Raw genomic sequence first — 22556 nt, 5'->3', positions numbered from 1 at the left:
TGTTCCGCCGCAGGCGGATCCCGGCGTCGCTGCCAACCCGCCGAAATTTTAGCCTTAACCGTTGGCACTTATTAAAAAAAATAGAATTGTATGACAGAGAGTAATAAACTTCAGGTCTTATTTTGGAAATACATTCTTATGATTATTGGATTTCTTTTAATATTCGCTAGCGTATTAAAGTTTTATAATCCTGATCAAATTACTGACTGGAAAAAACTCTCAATTTTCAGTAGCATCGGGATTATATTAATTCTTATAAACACGATTCTTTTTGACAGAATTAAAAAAGTTAAGGTTAACCATAGTAGAATTATTTATTCGGATCGTGGAATTAAAAAAGACAAAAATTGGAGCGAAGTTCAAAGAATTGGTAGAATTTATTTCATTGCTCCTCCTTTATATTTTGCGAAAGTTGACCACAAGTTTATTCTGTTTCCGACAGAGAGAAATTTTGGATACTCAAGTTTTGGCTCATCATCTATGCGTGTAATTTTCGATCACAGTAAAATGGGGGAAATAATTGAAAAAGTTAAAAACACATACTATATCTAATTTAACAAGTGCCAACATTGCATAACGATTTTATAGCTAGCCCTTTAGAAAACGTAAGATTTCGTCACTAAAAAAACTTTATCTTTAACTGACAAATAACAAAAAGCGGCTTTGCCGACACTTCTGATTCGCACGTCACGCCGGTGGCGTGACTGCCCGCCCCACGCTGAGAGCGTGGTCGGTCTAGCTGAATCAGAGCCGCCAGCCGCCACAAACGTTATACAAAACCGTTGTAAAACATAGTGAAACCTCTAATTTTCATATTATTTGCTCTCCTCATTGGTTGTCAATCAAAACTTGAAAAGACAACAATTGATATTGAAAACTCTAATGACACTCTGAAAGAAATTGGATTTGAATACTATAATGTTGAAGATCCATTTGATTTGATTGTAACGGAATTTTATCCAACGAATCATTCCTGTGGCGATTTTGCTATTCCTTATGCGCTCATAATTGGTGAAACTGTAAAGCCACATTTGCCCGACAAAGTTTCTGTTATTTCAAAATGTGATTATAGAAATTTTGAGATAGGACAAAAACTGAGAATTGTGCCAGAAGATGAACCAGATATGAGTCAAGAAAATAACGGATTGGATTTACTGTACTTAGTTGTTCCAGATACAATGATTAGAGGCAAACAAATCTCTGAATGGCTAATTGGTTCCGAAAATAAAGCGATTTTGGGTAAACCTGAAATCTGATAAATAATACGTTTTACAACAACGCCTAAGCTTCATTGCTACTTAGAGTTTCAAAAAATAGTTTTACCTTTCAAAAAACTTTAAGGTTCATCTGACTAAACCGAACAACCAACACGCAACGCAAGCTTAGCCAGAGACCGTTGTAGCACATTTTGACGAAAAATGAAATCTGAATTGAAATATATAGAATTAAAAAGCGGATTTGCAGATAATGGACCTGCGTGGATTGGTATGGCGGAATTTTCAAAATCTGGTCGAACTATCTATTTTAATGGAAAAGCACTTAAATACTCAAATGCTCAAGGAATTGCTGGACACTATTACGACATAGAAACTGGAGACGAATATTGGATTTCTGGAATTAAGAAAAATGGAAATAACCGACATTGGGCTGGCGGTGGAAAAATAATGATTGACCGTAATGTTGTTCAAGAATATTTGAGTTCAGTTGACTTCAATTCTTTAGACAAAAACCGATTTGAATTGACAGATATCAAGAAAACTGATAAACAAAAATTTTCCAAATTGGAAAATCAAAAAATTGGATGCCGATGAAATGGATAAAAAACACAATTTACTTTTTATCTTCTTTCGCTTTAATATTTTCGGTTTCGATTCTCGTTTTTTACATACACGCATCAAGGATTGTAGGACATTTACCAACGTACGGTAATCCTGACCCAAAGGAGTTGGAAATTTATCAAAGTTATTCCCCAATATTGAATTTTACTCTATCAATATGGTTCTATTCATTTTTAGTTTGGTTAATTTTATTAATAATATACATTGTAAAAAATCGCAAAAAACTGAATTATGAACCAATTATTATAACCTTGATTGTTCAGAGTATTCCGTTTATTATTTTGTTTTCGACAATATTTGAATGGTATGTTGATTGAGAAAAAACGTGCTACAACAATGTATAACCGCAATTACGGCGGATTCGACTACGTCCGAATCCACTCGGAATTGCTAAAGTCTGTACTAAACCGAAAATTAACGCATATTAATCCGTAACTGACGGTTATACGTGACCGTTCTACGCAATTTGAAAAAAACGTTCGACATAGCATTAATTATTGTGACAATATTAGTTGTTGGCTTTGTTGGAATTTCACTTTTTGGAGTTTCAATAATGGGAAAAAGAGCAAATACCAAAAATGACTTTCAAACCGAACAGAAAACATCTGATTTTGATTTAAAAAAGGACTTGACCGATTTTAAGAAAAAGATGACTGAATTAGACACTTTAAAAATTTTCTTTGACCATTCAGTTTGCACATACGAAGGTTATGAGAGAATTGAAATCACCAAACATTCTGACTCAATAAAAGTTCGGACTGAATTCAAAGAACTGACTTTTAATGATAATAAAAATCCAGATTGGAATTTAGTTTACGAGAAAAAAATATCGGAAAAGGACACGGTTTGGGAATTTGAAAAGTTTATTGAAAGAAATGCTCAACGCAAAACGTCGGACGACAAAACACGCGGAATTTTAATTGTTCAAAACAAAAAAGATACAATTCAGTTTTTCACCAATGGGCTTGTGGACTTGAATCGATTTTTGGAAGATTACTATCTGACTATGAGAAAAATATACCCAGAAAACAAAAATGGAATTTATGGATATGAACTTGTTGAGGAATAAAAAACTGCGTAGAACAATGTATAACCGCCATTGCTGCTTAATCGAATTTAGATTCCTACAAAAACAGTATCTTAACATCTGAATAATACGTATTCTAAAAACCGCAACGGCGGTTATACGAGACCGTTAGGCTTCATTAAAAAAATGAGAAAGGAAAGAAACTTAGTAATCGGAATTCTAGCAGTTTTTGTAATTCTCATACTAGGATATTATTTTATTTGGTCTTTCGCTCCCGGAAGTTACGCACGAGCTGAAATATATGAATTTGATGTTTCGGAGAATGAACTGATTGAGATAATTCAGGAATTCAAAAAAGAAAATTCAACTCTGAATTTAAGTTCAAAAGTAATTGGATCAAATGGTGAAGAACAATACTTAAATGATCATAAAAAAGGGTATTGGCACTCATTCTATTTTTATTATCCGGACAAAAATCAAATTATACATACTTGGACACGACCAAATTCAAATAATAAAACTGATTTTGCCTTTGTAGCAGTAAACGACGGGTTGATACTTGGGAATTGGAAAAACGTAAACGATAGTTTCTTTTGGTGGAAAAACACTTCAATGAAAAAAGAGTTTGAAAACCGAATATTAAAGCAAATAAAAGACAAAGTGGAATAACTTTAACGAAAGCCTAACACAGGCTAAAATTCAGCGGGACTGAAATAATTAAAACAATATTCATACTTTTAAAGAAGTTAAAAAGTAAGTCGGACAAATTTGGGAAGCAGCTCCCCACTCCGATGTTCCGCCTGCGGCGGATCCCGGCGTCGCTGCCAACCCGCCGAAATTTTAGCCTTAACCGTTGGCAGTCATTCTTATGAGAACCACAAGTGCAACATTGACTGAATTGAAATCTGATATTGGATATATTGGGTATGCAAAATATTCTGATTCAAAAACTACGGGACGAATTGATAAAAAAAACATCCTTCGGTTTTTGCAATTGCATTATTCTAGCGAAAATGTAACGAAGTATCAAAAAGAAACGGATCACCTACCTTTCCCATTCAGAACTGAAAACCTCACGGCAAATGATATTTATAAAATTGATGACAATTTACTTAACGTGGTAAAGAAAATATTCCTCTCTTTCGAAAAGGATTGGGAAAATTTTGCTTCTGACTTAAAGAGTTTCGAATCTGATCTGGAAAGTGTTGACATTCATCTGAAAGAGCTTGATTGTAGCTATCCTTGTTTTATGCTGACAATTGACGATTTTAAACCTGAATCTGATAAAATACACGGTTTATTTAATGAAATGGGACATATCTACGACTATTTCTTTTTTATAATCTTCTCGGATTCAAGAGGTAAATTAATAACATTGGAGATTTCGTCTGACTAGAACGACTGCCAACAACGTGTATAATTAATGGCTATTGAGAGCCTACTTACGAAAATTCTCACGGATTTTCTATCTGGTGTTTATTTGCTAAATTAGGTGCTTAAACACGCCACTAATCATACACAAAACCGTTACCGTTAAATGGCTTCGACATTTCATTAGCTGATTGGATTTCTAAGAACTTCAGCAATTCCGACAATTTTGCTGGTTCTCTGAATAAACTCTGATTAGACCAACTCTCTGATTGTTCGGAATGGTTTCTGATGATCAGCTAAAGTCGGTTTCGGCCCGAAGTTTCGGCTCGCCACTTAAGGTAACAATGTATACCGTCCATTGCTGCCGATTTTCAATTCTGAAAATCTTTGCAAAGAGAAAATATAGGAATTTTTAACTATTTTAGTCGAAACGTTCCGCAACGGAACGTTATACAAAACCGTTGTACACCATTTTGACCAAAAACTAAACTTCTGACATAAAAATCGTGAATTTTATAAAAAACATTCTGACAAGAAAACCAAAAAACTCAACTGAATTTGTTCAAAGGTTTATTCGTGACAGCAAGAAAAGTAGAGTCCAACTTGAGATAATTAGAAACAATGAGATTATACTACAAGTTGATTCGCTCAAATTCACACCGTCTTGGTTCAAAATATTTGACGTCGATAAAATAAAATATCAAAACGGATTTGTGATTTTCTTTATAATTGACCGTGATGGAATTGAAAATAATCGGACATATATTAAATATAAAAAATCGGATTTAAAACTTATCGAATTGGACGAAATGCATGGACAAACACCAATTCGAACTTTTGCCAAATTTATAGAGGAAACAGATGACAGTGTGTTTTTAGGAAAAGAAATGAAAAAAATCATCGATGGAATTTTTGAGTTCACAGAAACTGACCATCAAGCAATATTTAATCTGAGATACTTAAAATAAAAAAAACGGTGTACAACAATGGCTATAATTCAGCGGGGCTGAAATAATTAAAACAATATTCATACTTTTAAAGAAGCTAAAAAGTTACTCGGACAAATTTGGGAAGCAGCTCCCCACTCCGATGTTCCGCCAAAGGCGGATCCCCGGCGTCGCTGCCAACCCGCCGAAATTTTAGCCTTAACCGTTACCGTTAAATGGCTTCGACATTTCATTAGCTGATTGAATTTCTAAGAACTTCAGCAATTCCGACAGTTTTGCAAGTTCTCTGAATAACTTCTGATTAGACCAACTCTCTGAATGTTCGGAATGGTTTCTGATGATCAGCTAAAGTCGGTTTCGGCCCGAAGTTTCGGCTCGCCACTTAAGGTAACAATGTATACCGTCCATTGCTGCCGATTTTCAATACTGAAAATCTTTGCAAGGAGTAAATACAGGAAATTTTAACTATTTTAGTCAAAACGTTCCGCAACGGAACGTTATACAAAACCGTTACTTGCAATTTTAGCACCATGAGGATATTACAATTGATTGCTTTTCTCACTTTAATTTTAAGTTGTAATAATTCGAATAAACCAACTGTTGAAAATTTAGAAATTCATCGGACTAAAAAACTTTTAGCGCACATATTTCATCAATTGAAATCAGTAGATATAAACTTTGATTGTATTTATGAAAAAACAACTTTCTTTGAAAATACTCCTGAATATGACTATTATTCTCAGCTTTTAAAGCATTTGAAAATCAGCGATTCGACACACTTGAATAATCAGATAATAAAATATGAAAAATTCTTGTTCAATGAAGAATACAGTCTAGGAAAAAAAATTATACCAGATAGTTTGACTCCAACAAACAGACAAGAATTGGAAACAATTAGACAATACATAAAAAATAATTGTCCAAACGGCGCTTTAGTTATTTCAAGACCAATATTCAATGAAACTTTCGAATTGGCTTTTATAATTTATTCCGGTGAATTTGGAGGATCAGGAAATATATTTGAATATAAAAACGAAAATTGGGAATTTGTTAAAAGTATTTATGATTGGATTTACTAAAAAAACTGCAAGTAACAACGGCTATAATTCAGCGTGGCTGAAATAGTTGAAACAAATTTTATACTTTTAAAGAAGCTAAAAAAGTAAGTCGGACTAATTTTGGATGCAGCTCCCCCACTCCGATGTTCCGCCGCAGGCGGATCCCGGCGTCGCTGCCAACCCGCCGAAATTTTAGCCTTAACCGTTGTGGTGCATTAAAACCAAACACTTTCGATGAATAAAATTTTTTTGATATTAACTACTTTTCTAATCTTCTTTTGCTCTTGCAACGGACAAAATAAAACTTTGGATAAATTAGGCGAAGAAGGAGTTGAACTTTTTTCAAATGGAAATATAGAAGAAGCATTATTACGATTTGAAAAAATTATAGAATTAGACAGTGAAAATTCCGAAGCCTTTATGAGGAAAGGCGATTGCTTAGACCTTTTGGGAGACATTAAGGGCAGTTTAAAAAGTTATTCCAAAGCTATCCAGCTAAATCCTGACAACAAAATTGCTTTATATAATCGTGCATTAACTTATGAGAAAGCAAATAATATAGAGAACACTAAGTCAGACTATATCGCTGCAATTGATTTAGACCCAACAAATAATTCAGAGCCGAATAACAAATTGATTTACCATAATCTTGGTATTCTCTACGGACAACAGAGTAAATATGATTTAGCTATTGATGCGTTTACAGAAGCTATAAAAATTGATGAAAATTATGCGGACGCCTATCATAATCGCGGATATGCTTATTATCTGAAAAATGATTATAAAAAAGCTATTGAAAATTATGACTTGGCATTGAAAATTGAACCGGATAATATTTTTTACAAAGCGTCGAGAAATGTTTCAAAAGCAATGATTGATTAAATAACGCACCACAACAACGGCTATAGTTCATTGCGGCGGAATTTCCTATCGGAAATTCTCGCCGTTTTACTATCTTTCGGCTACAGCGGAAAAGTCCTTCGGACATTTTCCGCAACGAAACCATAGCCCAAACGTTACCGTTAAATGGCTTCGACATTTCATTAGCTGATTGGATTTCTAAGAACTTTGGCAATTCCGACAGTTTTGTAAGTTCTCTGAATAACTTCTGATTAGACCAACTCTCTGAATGTTCGGAATGGTTTCTGATGATCAGCTAAAGTCGGTTTCGGCCCGAAGTTCCGGCTCGCCACTTAAGGTAACAATGTATACCGTCCATTGCTGCCGATTTTCAATTCTGAAAATCTTTGCAAGGAGTAAATGCAGGAATTTTTAACTATTTTAGTCGAAATGTTCCGCAACGGAACGTTATACAAAACCGTTGTGCATAATGCAAAAAATCGTGCTAAATTCAACATTTGAACTAAAAAAGCCAACCGCACAAACAGCACATTTATTTTTTTCCAACCGCAAAAAGCCACCGCTGAAAAAAATAAAAGAGCTGTTTTTCGCCAACGCTCGAAAAAAATGATACATTAGGAAAATGCAAACCGAAGAAGAAATCCTAAAAATAAAAAAAGTAAAAAACACCGCAGTCAGAACTGTGGTATTACGACATCTTTTGAGCCAAGAAAAAGCTCAATCATTGAAAGATATTGAAAACGCATTGGCATACACGGACAGAAGTTCGATTTTCAGAACGCTGAAAACATTTGAGGAAAACAAAGTTATCCACAGCATTGAAGATGGTTCTGGAATGACCAAATATGCGGTTTGTGCCAAAGGTTGTAACTGCGACCCAAAGGATTTGCACTATCATTTTTATTGCACAAACTGCGATAAAACATTCTGCCTTTTTGATGTTCCTATTCCCAAAATTCAACTTCCTGAAAACTTCAAACAACAACAAGCAAATATGGTCGTAAAAGGTCTATGCGACAACTGTAACAAGTAATCTTTGCAATCGAGTTGCAGTAAATCCTAAATACATTTGCATTATTCTTTTAAACCAGAATAAGCAGATGAAAAACATATTTTTAAATACATTATTTCTATTCGTATCAATTATAACGTTCGCACAGACGAGCGATATTTCCATTTCTGTGAAAGATGCAAAAACCAACGAACCATTATTGGGAGCGACCGTCTATTTTGAAGAATTAGAAAAAGGAGCAGTAACAGATTTTGACGGAATTGCCACATTTACAGAAATCCCAAATGGAAACCACATTATAAAAATTTCATACATAGGCTTCAAAACCATAGAAACTACTATTGATGTTGGAACAAAAAAGGAGTTCGCTTTCAAGCTCGAATCGGGAGGTAATGAACTTGACGAAGTTGTCATACAATCTTCAAGAAGTACACGGACAGTAAGAAAAATTCCAACTCGAATTGAATTTATTGGAGCGGAAGAATTAAGCGAAAAAGCGGTAATGAACCCAACCAATATTTCAATGGTACTTCGGGAAAGTACAGGAATACAGATGCAACAAACTTCTTTAAGTAGTGCGAATACCAACATTAGAATTCAAGGTCTTGATGGACGTTACACACAACTTTTACGAGATGGATTTCCACTTTATGGCGGATTTTCAAGCGGTTTGAGTATTCTGCAAATTCCGCCATTGGACTTAAAACAATTTGAAATCATTAAAGGAAGTTCATCAACACTTTATGGTGGTGGAGCAATTGGAGGTTTGATAAATATGGTATCAAAAACACCAGATGAAGAACCAACTTTGGATATTATGTTGACACAAACACAAGCGTTAGGAAGTACTGCGAATGTATTTTATAGCAAACGAAATGAAAAATTTGGAGTTTCATTATACGGTTCAGGTCATTATCAAAAGGCTTACGACCCAGAAGATGATGGCTTTAGTAATTTACCACAAACAACATCTATTTCTTTCAACCCAAAATTCTTTTATTATCCATCAGAAAAAACAACATTTTGGTTTGGCTTAAACGGAACGTATGACGACAGAATTGGTGGCGACATCACAAAAATTGAAAGTGGCGAAAATGGCATCCATCAATATACCGAAGAAAATCTATCAAAAAGATTGAGCAGTCAAGTGGTTTACGAAACTCAATTAGATTCGGTTAGTTCATTAAATATTAAAAACAGTATCTCATTCTTTGACAGAAAACTAACCATTCCCGATTTTGCTTTTGACGGAAAACAAACCAATACATTCACAGAAATAAACTATCAAAAGTCCGCCAATAAAATAGATTGGATTTTTGGTGCAAACCTATATACTTCCGATTTTGATGAAAATGATAATGCGACTTTGCAACGTGACCAAACAGACATAACTTATGGAGCATTTGTAAATAATATTTATGACATTTCGGATAATTGGATTTTGGAAACAGGATTGCGAGCAGATTACAATACTGATTTTGGCTTCTTTCCGCTTCCAAGAGTTTCATTGCTATACAAAAACGATAGCGGATTTTCCAGCAGAATTGGTGGTGGTTTAGGCTACAAAATTCCAGATATTTTTACAGAAGAGGCGGAATTTATCAATTTTGAAAATGTACTTGGCATTGATAAATCTTCACTAAATGCGGAACGTTCTTATGGTATAAATCTTGATTTCAACTATCAAACACTCTTATTTGAATCCGTAGGTTTTTCTATTAACCAACTGTTTTATGTAACTGCAATTAATGATGCATTACTGTTAAATTCAACCGATAATGGATTTTTCCAATTTGAGAATGCAACAGATGAAATTTTGAGCAAAGGTGCTGAAACAAACATCAAGTTTACCTATAAAGATTTTCGTTGGTTCTTGAATTATGCACTCATTGACACAAAATTGAATTATTTGGCTGGCAATCCACAAAAACCTCTAACTGCAAAACATAACGCAGGAAGTGTTTTGATGTACGAATCTGAAAAATGGCGAATCGGTTATGAAACGTTTTACACAGGAAAACAATTTTTGTCAAATGGAACTGAAACAACCGATTTTGTAACGATGGGATTATTGTTAATGCGAAACTTTAAATTTGGTAGTGCTTTTGTGAATTTTGAAAACTTTACCGATAGAAGACAAAGCAAATTCTCGCCTTTGGTTTTGCCACCACACGACAATCCAGAATTTCCCGAAATCTATGCACCAACAGACGGTTTTATATTTAGCGTTGGAATAATTATCAAACCTTTTGGAAACGAAGATGACGACTAAAATGAACAAAACAATTTTTGAAATCAGTAAAATGGATTGTCCTTCCGAGGAAAATCTAATCCGAATGAAACTGGACGGAATTGAAGAAATCAAAAATCTCGATTTTGACATTCCCAACCGAAAACTGACTGTTTTTCACGATGGTCAAAACGACCAAATTGAAAAGTCAATTATCGAATTAAATTTAGGCGGAAAGAAAATTTCGACCGAAGAAACCAACGAAAAAGATTTTGTAGAAAACACCAACCAAAAAAAGCTACTTTGGATTGTACTGGCGATAAATTTTGTCTTCTTCATTATCGAAATGACCACAGGACTCATCTCGAAATCAATGGGATTGGTTGCCGATAGTTTAGATATGCTTGCGGACAGTTTCGTGTACGGAATTAGTTTGTTTGCGGTTGGTGGAACGTTGATTAAGAAAAAACGGATTGCAAAAATTGCAGGCTATTTTCAGATAACACTTGCGATTATCGGATTTGTGGAAGTATTGAGAAGATTTTTTGGAGCCGAGAAACTTCCCGATTTTTCAACGATGATTATCGTTTCGATTTTAGCACTTATCGCAAACGGAATTTGTCTTTACATTTTGCAAAAGTCAAAGAGCAAAGAAGAGGCACATATGAAAGCGAGTATGATTTTTACATCAAATGACGTGATTATCAATTTGGGAGTAATAATCGCAGGAATTTTAGTGAATTGGCTAAATTCCAACAAACCTGATTTAATTGTTGGAACAATCGTTTTTATAGTGGTAATACAAGGTGCATTTCGGATTTTGAAATTAAGCAAGTAATCGGAATTGCCAACGCTTAAAGCCAAACACATTTACAGTCGCTCAAGCCATCGCACCACCAAAACTGTAAAAGAGTATGTCTTGCCAACGCTCACTTTAGAACTAAACAACAAACATCGGAAAACCAAGCAGAACGTGAAAAGCACTATGCACAACAACGTATATAACTCATAGTTAATTAGTTACATAACCGAAGTTAAGGTGTATTTGCGAGGTCGCCAAATTTTTAAATTTGATTATATTTGAAAAAAAGTAAATATAAAAATTTAAAAATCTGGCTTGTGCCCAACCGAAAGGAAACAGCTATTTTGCACGCTACGAGCCATATACAAGACCGTTGTACGTCATTTAAAGCAACCAAAACCAATAAATGGAATTTAAACAAAATAGTATTCTTTTTTTTCTCACAGCAATTCTGATTTTTGGCTGTAAAGACTCTGAAAAAAGCAGACCTGAACAAGGAACTAAAAAATCTGATTCTTACGTTTTAGTCAATGATTGGCCTAAATTACCTGATAATTTTACTTTGGGAAGTCCTACTGGATTGGGACTTGATAGTAAAGGGAATATAATTGTTTTTCATCGTTCTGGTAGAACTTGGGAGACAATGCCTATTTCACACCTTCCGGTCATTGAAGAAACTACTATATCGAAAATAAATTCAAAAACTGGAGAAATTCTGAATTCTTGGGGAAACAAATTATTCATAATGCCACACGGCTTGGAAGTTGACAAGGAAGATAATATTTGGGTTACGGATTGTGGACTTCACCAAGTTTTCAAATTTGATTCGAGTGGAAATTTATTAATGACATTAGGAGAAGCAAAAGTTTCTGGAAACGATTCTGAACATTTTAATCTTCCTACAGATGTCGCTGTAACAGCTGATGGTTCTTTTTACGTGAGTGATGGATATGGCAATAGTCGAGTTATTAAATTCTCAAAAGATGGAACATACTTATTTGAATGGGGGAAATTCGGAAATAAGCAAGGAGAGTTTAATATTCCACACGGAATTGATTTAGACAATGAGGGCAATGTTTATGTGGCTGATAGAGAAAACAATAGAATTCAAAAATTTGATGCCAAAGGAAATTTCATTGCTGTTTGGCAGAATAAAATAACCGAACAATTATATTCTGTCACTATCGATAATAAAAACAACCATTTGTTTGGAATAGATTATCTGACTGTAAATGATACCATTGTAAAGGGCTCTGATATTTTTCGCTTTGATTTAGATATTAACCCACAATTGCAATTCGGTAGAACTGGATTTTATGATGGTCCGATTTCAAGATATCACGACATTCAAATTGATAATGATGGGAGTATTTTCGTTGGAGATATTTTAGGCAATAGAATTCAGAAATTTGAATTAAAATAAAAACGCCGTACAACAATGGCTATAAGCAATTGCTTGTTCTCGCCTACTTTGGAAATTCCGCAGGAATTTCCAACATGGTGTGTACTTGCAAAGTTCCGTGCTAAACCACGCAACTACTCATAGCCAAGACCGTTGGCTGTAATTTTAACCAAACGAATGATGAAACTTTTACCACTATTATTTCTGAGTATTTTAATCTTCAGTTGCGCTGACCAAAGTAAGCAAGAATATAAAATTACTGAATTGGAAAATCTGCTCTCGGAAAACGACAGTTTGAAAAAAATCATAGCGGAAATAAATGAAAAATATGTTTTTGACAGTATTTCAGTTCGTGATATTCCTTCTTACAAGAACAAATATGAATTGAGTTCTAAAATTACTGGAGAAATTGTGTTTGTGGGATACAATCTAAATGACAAATCTTGGGCGATTAAATTCGACAGTACGAATTATGACAACGGACGGAAATTGATTAATCCAGACACTCTGATAAATATTAAAGGTGGATACAAATACGAAAAGATTTTGAATTCTGAATTGAATATACTTAGAGTAGATTTAAAAACAGAAAACGAATATGGCAAGCCATTTAATGTGGTATATCATACTGCAATCCGACCGGAAAAAAACTAATGGCAACAACGGCTATAATTGCTAACGCCAGTTCGCTTAGCCCGTGTCAGCGGAACTGAAATACTTGAAACAAATTTTATACTTTTAAAGAAGCTAAAAAGTAAGTCGGACAAATTTGGGAAGCAGCTCCCCACTCCGATGTTCCGCCGCAGGCGGATCCCCGGCGTCACTGCCAACCTGCCGAAATTTTAGCCTTAACCGTTGTGCTTCATTATTTGAACTACCTAATTCAATTAATATCATATCTTTAGAGAAACTAACCGCTTGTGATAAAATTCTTCAGAAAGATTCGTCAAAGATTATTGACTGAGAATAAGTTCAGTAAATATCTGATTTATGCCATTGGTGAAATAATTTTAGTAATGATAGGAATTCTATTAGCGCTTCAAGTAAATAACTGGAACATTAATCGAATTGAAGAAAAAACGGAAAGAAAATTTCTGATAGGAATCAAAAATGACTTAATGGTTGATTCAAAAAACCTTCAAGAATTTATAGAAGACAAAGTTATTAAAGAAAAGTCTGCAGCAACTTTATTGAATTATAATTCACCCAAAAATCCAATTGAAATACGTCTATTGGATAGTACAATATGGCAAGTTTTTAGATGGAGAGAGTTTCACCCGAGCACAAACTCTATAGACGAAATTATTGGTTCAGGTTCACTAGGTATTATTAAAAATGATACACTCAAAAAACGTTTGCTTAATATAAAACATAAATATTCTCTTATTGAAGGCGGTACGGAACACATGAGATCAGAATATGAAAGTTATCTTTATAATCAATCTGCAAAATTCCGTGAACTAATGCCGTACTTAAATGTAGAAACGTATATTAATTCAGATACAATTAAACATTACGGAAGTATTGATTCAGGTAATTTTGAGCTTTATAAATCTCAAATGGATAACCTATTAAATGATCAAATATTTAGAAATGGTTTAAAACTTTCTGTTCTAAATAATCATTCAATGCGTTTGAATTGTCAAAAAATTCTAAAGGAGATAAGAGCTCTTATTGAGCAATTAGATGCTGAAGTTACTAAATAAAGCCCAACAACGTGTATGGTTTATTACGGATGCGCCGGTAGGCTTAAACGAATTTAAATTCTTACAAAATAAATCCTACTTCTGAAAATTCCGTATCTTAAAACCCGCAACGATGGCCATACACGAAACCGTTATAAAACATATTACAAACGACTGTAACAAAGACAAACGGGATAGCTGAAAACCGATTAGAGTAAGCACCTAAAACTAACCAAATATGAAATCAACTTTTAAATTTCTAATTGCTGTGATTTGCCTTACGGCATTTTCAACTACTTCAGTTTTCGGACAAACAACTGAAGAACAAAAACTTTTATACAAAACAGGAGATCCAGCGGATTGGCCTAAAGAACAAGATGCTGTAGTTTCTGCACCGAATAACCATAAAATTTTGTTGGAAAACGACAAAGTAAGAGTTTTGGAAGTTACTCTTGCACCCAATGAATTAGAACCTGTTCATCATCATCAATGGCCGAGTGTACTTTATATTATGGAAGCTGGAGATTTTATTGACCGTGATGGAGAAGGAAATGTAATTATGGATTCTCGCAAAATACCAGAACCACTTACTTTCCCATTGACAATGTATAAAAAACCAGAAGCACCTCATTCTGTAGAAAATTTGAGTGACACTATAACAATTCGACTGATTAGAGTGGAAATGAAACAGTAGCGCCTATAAAACGGATAAAAATACGAACGCACGACCCTGGTTATAGGTATTTGCTTGTTCTCGCCTACTTTGGTGTTTACTTACAAGTTGAGTTGCTCTGTTTTTTTCTCGCTACGCTCGTTGGAGGCACTATACAACGGCATCCTACCCGAGAACGTCGTGCTTCATTATTTGAACTACCTAATTCAATTAAAATCATATCTTTATAGAAACTGACCGCTTGTGATAAAATTCTTTCGGAAAATTCGACAGAGGTTATTGACTGAAAATAAATTCAGCAAATATCTTCTTTATGCTATAGGTGAAATAATTCTTGTGGTAATTGGAATTTTGATTGCTTTACAAATTAATACTTGGAATGATGGAAGAAAAGCAAGAATCGCAGAAAATAATTTTTTTGAAAATATTCTCCTAGATTTAGAAAAAGACAATGAAAAGTTAAACTACTATATTAATTTCCATGTAAAGAGGATCGAATACTTAGACACATTATTAACATATGTTAGGAATCCAAAAAGAACTATGGGAATAGAAAAATTTGGAGTATATGTTGAACCTATTTTTTATTCCGTAAATCCAACAAATTATTCAACAACGTTCGAATCGGCCAAATCAATGGGCACTTTTAATAATTTTAAGAGAAAAGAATTACTGAAGAATCTGTCACAATATTATGCAGATTTTGTTTTGATTGAGAATTCATTTAGTTCGATTACTAGATTTGTTGAAAATCAATTTGAGCCATTGATGTATACATTACCAGAAGGATATATGACGGAAAACACAGGTGATTTGGTCATTAATGAAGAAGACATCCGTGCGTTTTATAAAAAAGTTGCTTCAATAAAAGATAACCGAGAAATCGATTATGATTATGATAGAATACTGAAAACACCCTTATTAGAAAATTACATAATTGGTGATATGGGAAGAACATATAATGCAATTGGTAAGATCAAGTCACGACAAGAAAGGTTACATAACTTAAAGAATTCAATTGAAAAACAGAATTAGATCCTAACAAAATAACGAAAGCACAACCACGTGTATATTTCATTTGGGTATGTAGGTTAAGTGAACTGTTTTTCCTACAACAAAAAACGCAATTTTCGTAATAATCCGTAACTTGAAATCCGCAATGAAAGCCAAACACGAAACTGTAGTGCAACATAATCCAACAAGTCATGAAATCATTTAAATCTATTTTTACAGGAATATTTTTAATTTTCTCTTTGTCAAACACAGTTAATGCGCAAACCTTAGATTCACCGAATGTGGAATCTGAAATAAAGGAAGCAGCTCACAAAGAGCAAAACGCGTTTAAAGAGGGGAATTGTGAGCAAGTCCTTGACCTTATGGATAACGAAATTACTTTTTTGGCTAATGGTAAAAAAGTTCCTTCTAAGCAAATCATCAGCAAATTTTGCAATTCCATTCCCAGACCTTTTAAAGAACCTATTAGTGACAAATTAGAGATATATGCCTTATCGAATGAATCCGGGTATACCATTAGAACTTTTGAATATCCAAAAGATGACACAACAAATATGCAAGAATACGTGACGAAAATTTGGAAAAGAATAGAGGGAAAATGGAAAATTACTCATCTCCACTCCACTGTGAAAGAAATTCCTATTTCAGACTAAGTTAGGCTGCACAACATCACCTATAGCTGCAGTGCTATACGGTTAACTGCCATATTAAAACCACACCGGTCTACCAGAGATTGATTAAAAAGAACTTCCAATTAATGAGTACTTCACAACCAGGCAACAATGCATCAAAAACCGTAGCGCTTAAATTTAATCAAGGTTCTCTTTGGAGTTGGATTCAGAAAATACTTGTCTTTATAATTTTCAGTTTAGTCGTAAACCATTTATCAACTCCCGAGAGTTTCCCAAATGGTGAATCGTACAGATTCCCTACAATAGGTTTTCTATCCACTATTGTCTTGTGTATTCTTATTGGAACCATAGCAGAGCTTAATTTTAGATTTTACAAGAAAAAGTATTTTTCTAAAAAAGTAGATATCGCCTCTATCTCAAGGTATATGCTCTCTACGCTTGGCTATATCACTATTATGTATATTCCTTTAGGTATTGTCTTAAATAAAATCGCAGGTGGAGAAACTGAATTCTATTATTTATTAATTGGCCTGCTAATCACCTTGTTGGTAAGTTTTATTCTGATAGGATTAGCATATTCCCTGGACATATACAATTTATATAAGGTATCCATAAAAGATCATGAAATTACTATTGAAAGTGGTGCAAAAATGACCAAGCTCACCTACGAAAATATTGCCTGTTTCTTTAGCGAGAACAAAATTGTGTATACTGTTCAAAATGACGGCACCACACTTACTACCGATTTTACATTGAATGAGCTCGAAGAAAAAATAAACGATCAATTGTTTTTTAGAGCCAACCGGCAAATTATCATTCATAAAGATGCGGTAGACCAAATTGAAAAGATAGAAAATGGTAAGTTGCGACTTAGGTTAAAAGCACCTATTAAAAACGATGCGATTGCTGAAATCAATATCAGTAGGTATAAGCGACAAGCATTTATGACCTGGTTTCAATAAATTTATTAAAAGCTATCGACCATCCAGTTAGCAATTTACTACCATTCAGTAAAAACATTGATATTTACAGGGGCTTTTGGAAGTTTAGTTCATTACTTCGTCTTCAGATATAAGATCAAAAACGATGAAAAAAATGACCTTCCGACACATAGTAATTCCATTACTCACCCTTGCCCTTATTTGTTTCTTGTACTTCGGGCCTATCACCAGAACACCTTTTGAAAATATAATTATCTCCATTATCATTATAATAGCTAATTATATAGAATACAAAGGGAAACCATTTTCAGCCCTTGGCTTTCAACGTGATAAATTCAATGCAAAAAATCTCCTTGTGCATGCTCCGTTAGTTGCTTTTGGGCTCTTTATTTTATATGTCTTTGCCATAGTACCCGGAATCGAGATGCTCACGGGCGTACCTATTGATTATTCAAGCATGAATCAATTGAAAGGAAATCTTTCAGTCACTATTGTTTGGGTGTTGATCGTGTGGGCAACTGCAGCGTTTGGAGAAGAAATTATTTTTCGGGGTTACCTTATGCGACAGTTCGTCAAATTCTTTGGAGACAGTAAAATCAGTATAGTGCTTAATATTGTCCTAGTTACCGGTTTTTTTGGCCTTATGCACAGTCAGCAAGGCATTACGGGACAACTTGTTACTTGGATTATAGGAGCACTTATAGCTCTCATATTCTACTTACGCAAATACGATTTGTGGTTTGTTATTGCCGTACACGGTTTTTTTAACACTATAGCTTTAGTTTGTATCTACCTTGGCCTGGCGTAACCATTACTAGCGATATCGCCAGTACTTCATAACCCATGCAAACATTTAAAAAATTAAGCCGTTTTTAAATAATGAAAGCACAACAATGTGTACATTTTATTGCTAGCTCAAGAAGACGCACGAAACCCGATAGCTATCGGGACTTGCGGTACTTCCTACCTGCATTTTATTTGCTAACTTTAGTGCTTAAACACACAACCAAACTATAGAAACAAATAACGAAACGACAACCACCAATTACGCTCATTCCGAAGGATGCTTAACTTAATAGAAAAATATTGCGAGCTTCAGAACACAAGAACATTATCTGAAAAATCGTACATTGAAAACTGCGCCACTGAGCCGTTAAACAAGACCGTTGTGCGTAAGTAGAGAATTTGCCTATTTTATATAAAAATTATCCAATTACCCTTACATTCACAACTTATAATTCAATTGCATAGTATACGTGAAACATACTAAAAGAAAAAAAATTAGTCAAAATATTAAAAGGAATGCGAGAATTTCACGCTATGTAATATATAGAGAAACCAGCATTGATTTTAAGGAACAATTCTGGTCTTTTATTGGTGCTTTTGTCGGTATCTCAATTATCGCATTCTTACAATCATCTTACCTGCCCAGATTAGAAAACATACTTCTGATAGGCACGTTCGGGGCATCAAGTGTGCTTATTTTTGGTGCCATACAAAGCCCATTGACACAACCGAGAAACTTTATTTGCGGACAGATAATTTCGGGGTTGATTGGCGTTACCGTTTTTAAATGTTTGCCGGAAATAATTTGGATTACTGCACCACTTGCAGTTGCCACATCCATAGTGGTGATGCAGATTACAAAAACGCTTCATCCTCCGGGTGGTGCGACTGCTCTCATTGCGGTAATTGGGACGGAAAAAATAAAAGCATTAGGTTATTTTTATGTTATTTCACCGGTGATGTCCGGTACTATAATACTATTTATAACTGCTTTAGTTTTTAATAATATGACCAAGCATAGAAAATACCCGACTAATAGTAGATTAACAAGAATATTTAAGAGAAGGGAAGACAATTTCTAGGGGAGGTCTTAAGCCAGTATTATGGAATTTCTCCGTCGGACGAGAAACTATTTCCCTATTATGCATTAGCCGAAAAATATAACATACCGGTTGGAATCCACACAGGTTTGGCAGGCCCAGATCATCGTAGCACCAATTTTAAAGTTAGCTTGGGAAAACCATTATTTTTAGAAGGTCTTTTACAAAGATTTCCTAAACTAAAAGTATGGATTATGCATGCTGGTGCGCCATTCCTGGAGGACACCATAGCAATCATGAAGTATTACCCTAATGTTTATGCAGATATTTCAGTAATAAGCAATCCTTATATATTCCCGAAAGCAGAATTTAATTCTATAATGGGAAAATTGATAAATGCAGGTTTAGAGGATAGATTAATGTTTGGTTCGGATAATGGAGATATAAAAAGTGCTATAAATAATATAGAAGAACTTGTTTTTCTCAATGCATTTCAAAAGAGAAAAATTTATTATGAAAATGCCGAAACATTTTTTACACAATAGCATGAAACTCTGCCGGCTATACTTTAAAACAAATGTGGTTTTATTGAAATGATTTGATATTTCAAGATTTAAAAATCTTTATCTTTATCTGACAAATAATAAAAGTGGCTTTGCCGTCTTCCTCATTACCGCTACAGGCGCCTTGTTAAAGACAAGGTTTCTGATTCGCACGTCACGCACAGGCGGGACTGCCAACATTTGCTCTGCAAACTTTGTTTGTTTGAGTCAGAGTCGCCACACTCATGAACGTTTTGCATCGTTGTGATTTATTTTGAAGCTATGAGTAACCGTATCCTCATTTTACTATGTATTTCATTATCACTGTTCCTCGGCAGTTGTGATTTCGGACCTTCAGTTGAAAAATCAGATTCCAGTGAAAACGCTCTGGAAAAGGAGGATGATACCCTTCATTTGCTAACTGATATTAACCCTCTTTTGGATGATGGAGATATTAATGCAATCATTGAAATTCCTGCAGGCACTTTAGATAAATGGGAGTTGGATAAGTCAACAGGGGAAATACGCTGGGCAATGATTGATGAGCACCCGAGAGTGGTACATTATATTGGATATCCCGGTAACTATGGAATGATCCCACAGACGTTGCTTTCGAAAGAGAAAGGTGGTGACGGCGATCCTTTGGATGTACTCGTGCTTGGCCCTCCGGTGGAACGCGGCCAACTACTGAAATCTAAAATAATAGGTGTCTTATATCTACAGGATAGAGGAGAACAGGATGATAAATTAATTGCGGTATCGAGTGATTCACCCATGTATGATGTGAATAATTTAGACGAATTGAATGCTAAGTACAAAGGCGTTATTGAAATTCTGCAAATGTGGTTTACAAACTATAAAGGGCCCGGACAAATGGAATTTAAAGGAGTTGGAAACAAAAAAGTGGCTATGGAAATCCTTGCGAAAGCAATTAAAGAATATCAATTGAACAATTCTAAAAACAACAATTAACAAGTCTCGTTCCTTGACTATAATTGCTTACGCCCATTCGCTTCGCTTGTCTCAGTGGGGCTGAAATAAATAAAACAATATTCATACTTTTAAAGAAGCTAAAAAGGTATTCGGAATTAATTGGGAACGTCGCTCCCCCAGCGTCGCTGGCAACCCGCCGAAATTTTAGCCTTAGCCATTGGCAAACTTATGAACCAGACCATATGAATTTGATAAAAAAAGTTTTTAAATGGATCTCATATTTCGTGCTTATTCCTATCACGTATTTAATTGTTTCTTTGATTTTGACAGCAATAACGATTGACAGAAAGATTGAAAATCAAACAACCGACAAAACAATTTACCTAAGCACCAATGGAATACATTTAAATATAATAATTCCACAAAATAACATTGACAGCTTATTACTTTCCGGCATAAAACGAGAGCCATCGGACCATTACTTTTCTTTTGGATGGGGCGATGAGGATTTCTACATAAATACACCTATTTGGGGAGATTTGACTTTTCGCAATGCGCTTAAAGCAATGTTCTTAAAAAGTTCAACCTTAGTGCTCATAACTCGTTACGAATCCCAACGTTCTGACTGGATCGAAATAAAAATCAGTAAGACAGAGCTGGAGAAATTGAATATGTATCTTTTCAATACGTTTCAACTTAATGAAAACGGAATGAAAATCATTTTAGAAAACCAAGGCTATACTGGCGTGGATGATTTTTACAAGGCGAAAGGCTATTATTCATGTTTTAATACCTGTAACAGTTGGGTGAATTCGGCATTTAAAGAAAGTGGATTAAAATCGTGTCTATGGACTCCTTTTGACTTTGGATTAATGAACAAATATGAATAAAATACATTTGCTATCAACAGCTATAATTACTGACTCCAGTTCACTTCGCTTGTCCCAGCGAGGCTGATGGATAATTACATTACTATTTCTCCAAATTGAGTATCTTTATTCCTGAACAAACCGGAAACGCAGCTCCCCACGCTTATGTTTCGCCGTAGGTGGCTCCTTGGTGGCATTGTGAATCCGTCGAAATTTTAGTCCAAGCCGTTGTATATCATTCTGATCGGCACTATAGGAAATAAAAAAATGTTTATGAAACTTGAATCCAACGCAGTTATACAAATTCAAAAGCCGATCGAAGAAGTTTTCGAAGGGATTGTGAATCCAGAGAAAATGACCCGGTATTTTATTTCTGAAAGTAGTGGACGGCTTGAATCCAATAAAGAGGTGATTTGGAAATTTCCTGAATTTGAAGAAAAGTATCCTGTGAAAGTTATCAAAATTGTGCAGGATCGTTCCATTTCCTTTGTTTGGGATCCGGATACCGTGGTAATGATCACGTTAGAAGCATTACCAAATGACAATACAATAGTAAGAGTAAACGAAAATGGGAAAGAGCTTAGTGACGAAAATTTAAAATGGGCGTTAGAAAATTCGGGAGGATGGGCAAATTTCCTCGCCTGTATGAAAGCCTACTTAGAATACGGTATTCAACTTCGAAAAGGGGCATTCGATTTTATGAGAAAGTAATAAGCCATAGCATTTCCCAAGGGATTGTTGCGGCCGAAAGAACGAGCCCATTGCCACACTGACTTTTACATGGGTATGTCTATTTAATATACATTCCTATACGAAATTACAGTTTATCGTCTGCTACCCAATCGCGTTAGCTATCGGGGCCCCAACTACCAATAGCCGAGACGTTAGCAATA

25 protein-coding genes are annotated in these 22556 nt (G+C 34.7%); all 25 read left to right on the top strand.

Annotated elements, in window-relative coordinates:
* The first annotated feature begins 90 nt into the window (after positions 1–90).
* Positions 91–552, top strand: a complete 462-nt coding sequence (locus JS40_RS00520; RefSeq protein WP_034257677.1) for a hypothetical protein — start codon at positions 91–93, stop codon at positions 550–552.
* Positions 553–794: 242 nt separating this feature from the next.
* The gene (locus JS40_RS00515; RefSeq protein WP_034257676.1) at positions 795–1256 is read left to right on the top strand and encodes a hypothetical protein; all 462 of its coding nucleotides are present in this window, start codon (positions 795–797) and stop codon (positions 1254–1256) included.
* 174 nt (positions 1257–1430) lie between these two features.
* Positions 1431–1811, top strand: a complete 381-nt coding sequence (locus JS40_RS00510; RefSeq protein WP_201770358.1) for a hypothetical protein — start codon at positions 1431–1433, stop codon at positions 1809–1811.
* A 526-nt stretch (positions 1812–2337) separates the two neighbouring features.
* The gene (locus JS40_RS00505; protein WP_152558086.1) at positions 2338–2907 is read left to right on the top strand and encodes a hypothetical protein; all 570 of its coding nucleotides are present in this window, start codon (positions 2338–2340) and stop codon (positions 2905–2907) included.
* 144 nt (positions 2908–3051) lie between these two features.
* Complete coding sequence (locus tag JS40_RS00500) at positions 3052–3534, top strand: hypothetical protein (protein WP_034257673.1); 483 nt, start codon at positions 3052–3054, stop codon at positions 3532–3534.
* 199 nt (positions 3535–3733) lie between these two features.
* Positions 3734–4261, top strand: coding sequence for a hypothetical protein (locus JS40_RS00495; protein ID WP_034257672.1), 528 nt, complete (start codon positions 3734–3736; stop codon positions 4259–4261).
* A 481-nt stretch (positions 4262–4742) separates the two neighbouring features.
* A complete protein-coding gene (locus JS40_RS00490) occupies positions 4743–5204 on the top strand; it encodes a hypothetical protein (protein WP_233273922.1) in 462 nt (153 codons plus the stop codon).
* Between the two features lie 509 nt (positions 5205–5713).
* On the top strand, positions 5714–6262 hold the full coding sequence (locus tag JS40_RS00485) for a hypothetical protein (protein WP_034257671.1): 549 nt from the start codon (positions 5714–5716) through the stop codon (positions 6260–6262).
* A gap of 285 nt (positions 6263–6547) precedes the next feature.
* A complete protein-coding gene (locus JS40_RS00480) occupies positions 6548–7123 on the top strand; it encodes a tetratricopeptide repeat protein (protein ID WP_034257670.1) in 576 nt (191 codons plus the stop codon).
* Positions 7124–7724: 601 nt separating this feature from the next.
* Positions 7725–8135, top strand: coding sequence for a Fur family transcriptional regulator (locus tag JS40_RS00475; RefSeq protein ID WP_034257669.1), 411 nt, complete (start codon positions 7725–7727; stop codon positions 8133–8135).
* Positions 8136–8202: 67 nt separating this feature from the next.
* A complete protein-coding gene (locus JS40_RS00470) occupies positions 8203–10386 on the top strand; it encodes a TonB-dependent receptor (protein ID WP_034257668.1) in 2184 nt (727 codons plus the stop codon).
* A 1-nt stretch (position 10387) separates the two neighbouring features.
* Positions 10388–11182, top strand: coding sequence for a cation efflux transmembrane domain-containing protein (locus JS40_RS00465; protein ID WP_034257667.1), 795 nt, complete (start codon positions 10388–10390; stop codon positions 11180–11182).
* A 370-nt stretch (positions 11183–11552) separates the two neighbouring features.
* On the top strand, positions 11553–12569 hold the full coding sequence (locus JS40_RS14710; RefSeq protein WP_051957445.1) for a peptidyl-alpha-hydroxyglycine alpha-amidating lyase family protein: 1017 nt from the start codon (positions 11553–11555) through the stop codon (positions 12567–12569).
* Positions 12570–12725: 156 nt separating this feature from the next.
* Positions 12726–13202 carry a hypothetical protein gene (locus JS40_RS00455; RefSeq protein ID WP_233273928.1) on the top strand — a complete coding sequence of 159 codons (477 nt, stop codon included), beginning with the start codon at positions 12726–12728 and terminating at the stop codon, positions 13200–13202.
* Positions 13203–13468: 266 nt separating this feature from the next.
* Positions 13469–14254 carry a DUF6090 family protein gene (locus JS40_RS14705; RefSeq protein WP_051957444.1) on the top strand — a complete coding sequence of 262 codons (786 nt, stop codon included), beginning with the start codon at positions 13469–13471 and terminating at the stop codon, positions 14252–14254.
* Between the two features lie 217 nt (positions 14255–14471).
* Positions 14472–14927, top strand: coding sequence for a cupin domain-containing protein (locus tag JS40_RS00445; RefSeq protein ID WP_152558092.1), 456 nt, complete (start codon positions 14472–14474; stop codon positions 14925–14927).
* A 258-nt stretch (positions 14928–15185) separates the two neighbouring features.
* Entirely contained in the window at positions 15186–15941 is a 756-nt protein-coding gene (locus tag JS40_RS14700) for a DUF6090 family protein (RefSeq protein WP_051957442.1), read from the top strand.
* Between the two features lie 170 nt (positions 15942–16111).
* Complete coding sequence (locus tag JS40_RS00435; protein ID WP_152558091.1) at positions 16112–16573, top strand: nuclear transport factor 2 family protein; 462 nt, start codon at positions 16112–16114, stop codon at positions 16571–16573.
* A 104-nt stretch (positions 16574–16677) separates the two neighbouring features.
* Positions 16678–17514, top strand: coding sequence for a LytR/AlgR family response regulator transcription factor (locus tag JS40_RS00430; RefSeq protein ID WP_034257665.1), 837 nt, complete (start codon positions 16678–16680; stop codon positions 17512–17514).
* A 124-nt stretch (positions 17515–17638) separates the two neighbouring features.
* Positions 17639–18301, top strand: coding sequence for a CPBP family intramembrane glutamic endopeptidase (locus JS40_RS00425; protein ID WP_034257664.1), 663 nt, complete (start codon positions 17639–17641; stop codon positions 18299–18301).
* 448 nt (positions 18302–18749) lie between these two features.
* Entirely contained in the window at positions 18750–19361 is a 612-nt protein-coding gene (locus JS40_RS00420) for an HPP family protein (protein ID WP_233273927.1), read from the top strand.
* A 26-nt stretch (positions 19362–19387) separates the two neighbouring features.
* Complete coding sequence (locus JS40_RS14985) at positions 19388–19864, top strand: amidohydrolase family protein (protein ID WP_084677405.1); 477 nt, start codon at positions 19388–19390, stop codon at positions 19862–19864.
* A 279-nt stretch (positions 19865–20143) separates the two neighbouring features.
* A complete protein-coding gene (locus JS40_RS00410; RefSeq protein ID WP_034257663.1) occupies positions 20144–20833 on the top strand; it encodes an inorganic diphosphatase in 690 nt (229 codons plus the stop codon).
* Positions 20834–21078: 245 nt separating this feature from the next.
* Positions 21079–21684, top strand: coding sequence for a DUF2459 domain-containing protein (locus tag JS40_RS00405; RefSeq protein ID WP_233273926.1), 606 nt, complete (start codon positions 21079–21081; stop codon positions 21682–21684).
* 252 nt (positions 21685–21936) lie between these two features.
* Positions 21937–22374 (top strand): SRPBCC domain-containing protein, encoded by a 438-nt coding sequence (locus tag JS40_RS00400; RefSeq protein WP_034261821.1) that lies wholly within the window; start codon positions 21937–21939, stop codon positions 22372–22374.
* The last annotated feature ends 182 nt before the right edge of the window (positions 22375–22556 follow it).

Origin of the sequence: Altibacter lentus, from assembly GCF_000746845.1 — a bacterium.
GTDB classification, from domain to species: domain Bacteria; phylum Bacteroidota; class Bacteroidia; order Flavobacteriales; family Flavobacteriaceae; genus Altibacter; species Altibacter lentus.
The sequence above is the reverse complement of the archived record's forward strand: the minus strand, read 5'-3'. Positions and strand labels throughout refer to the sequence as shown.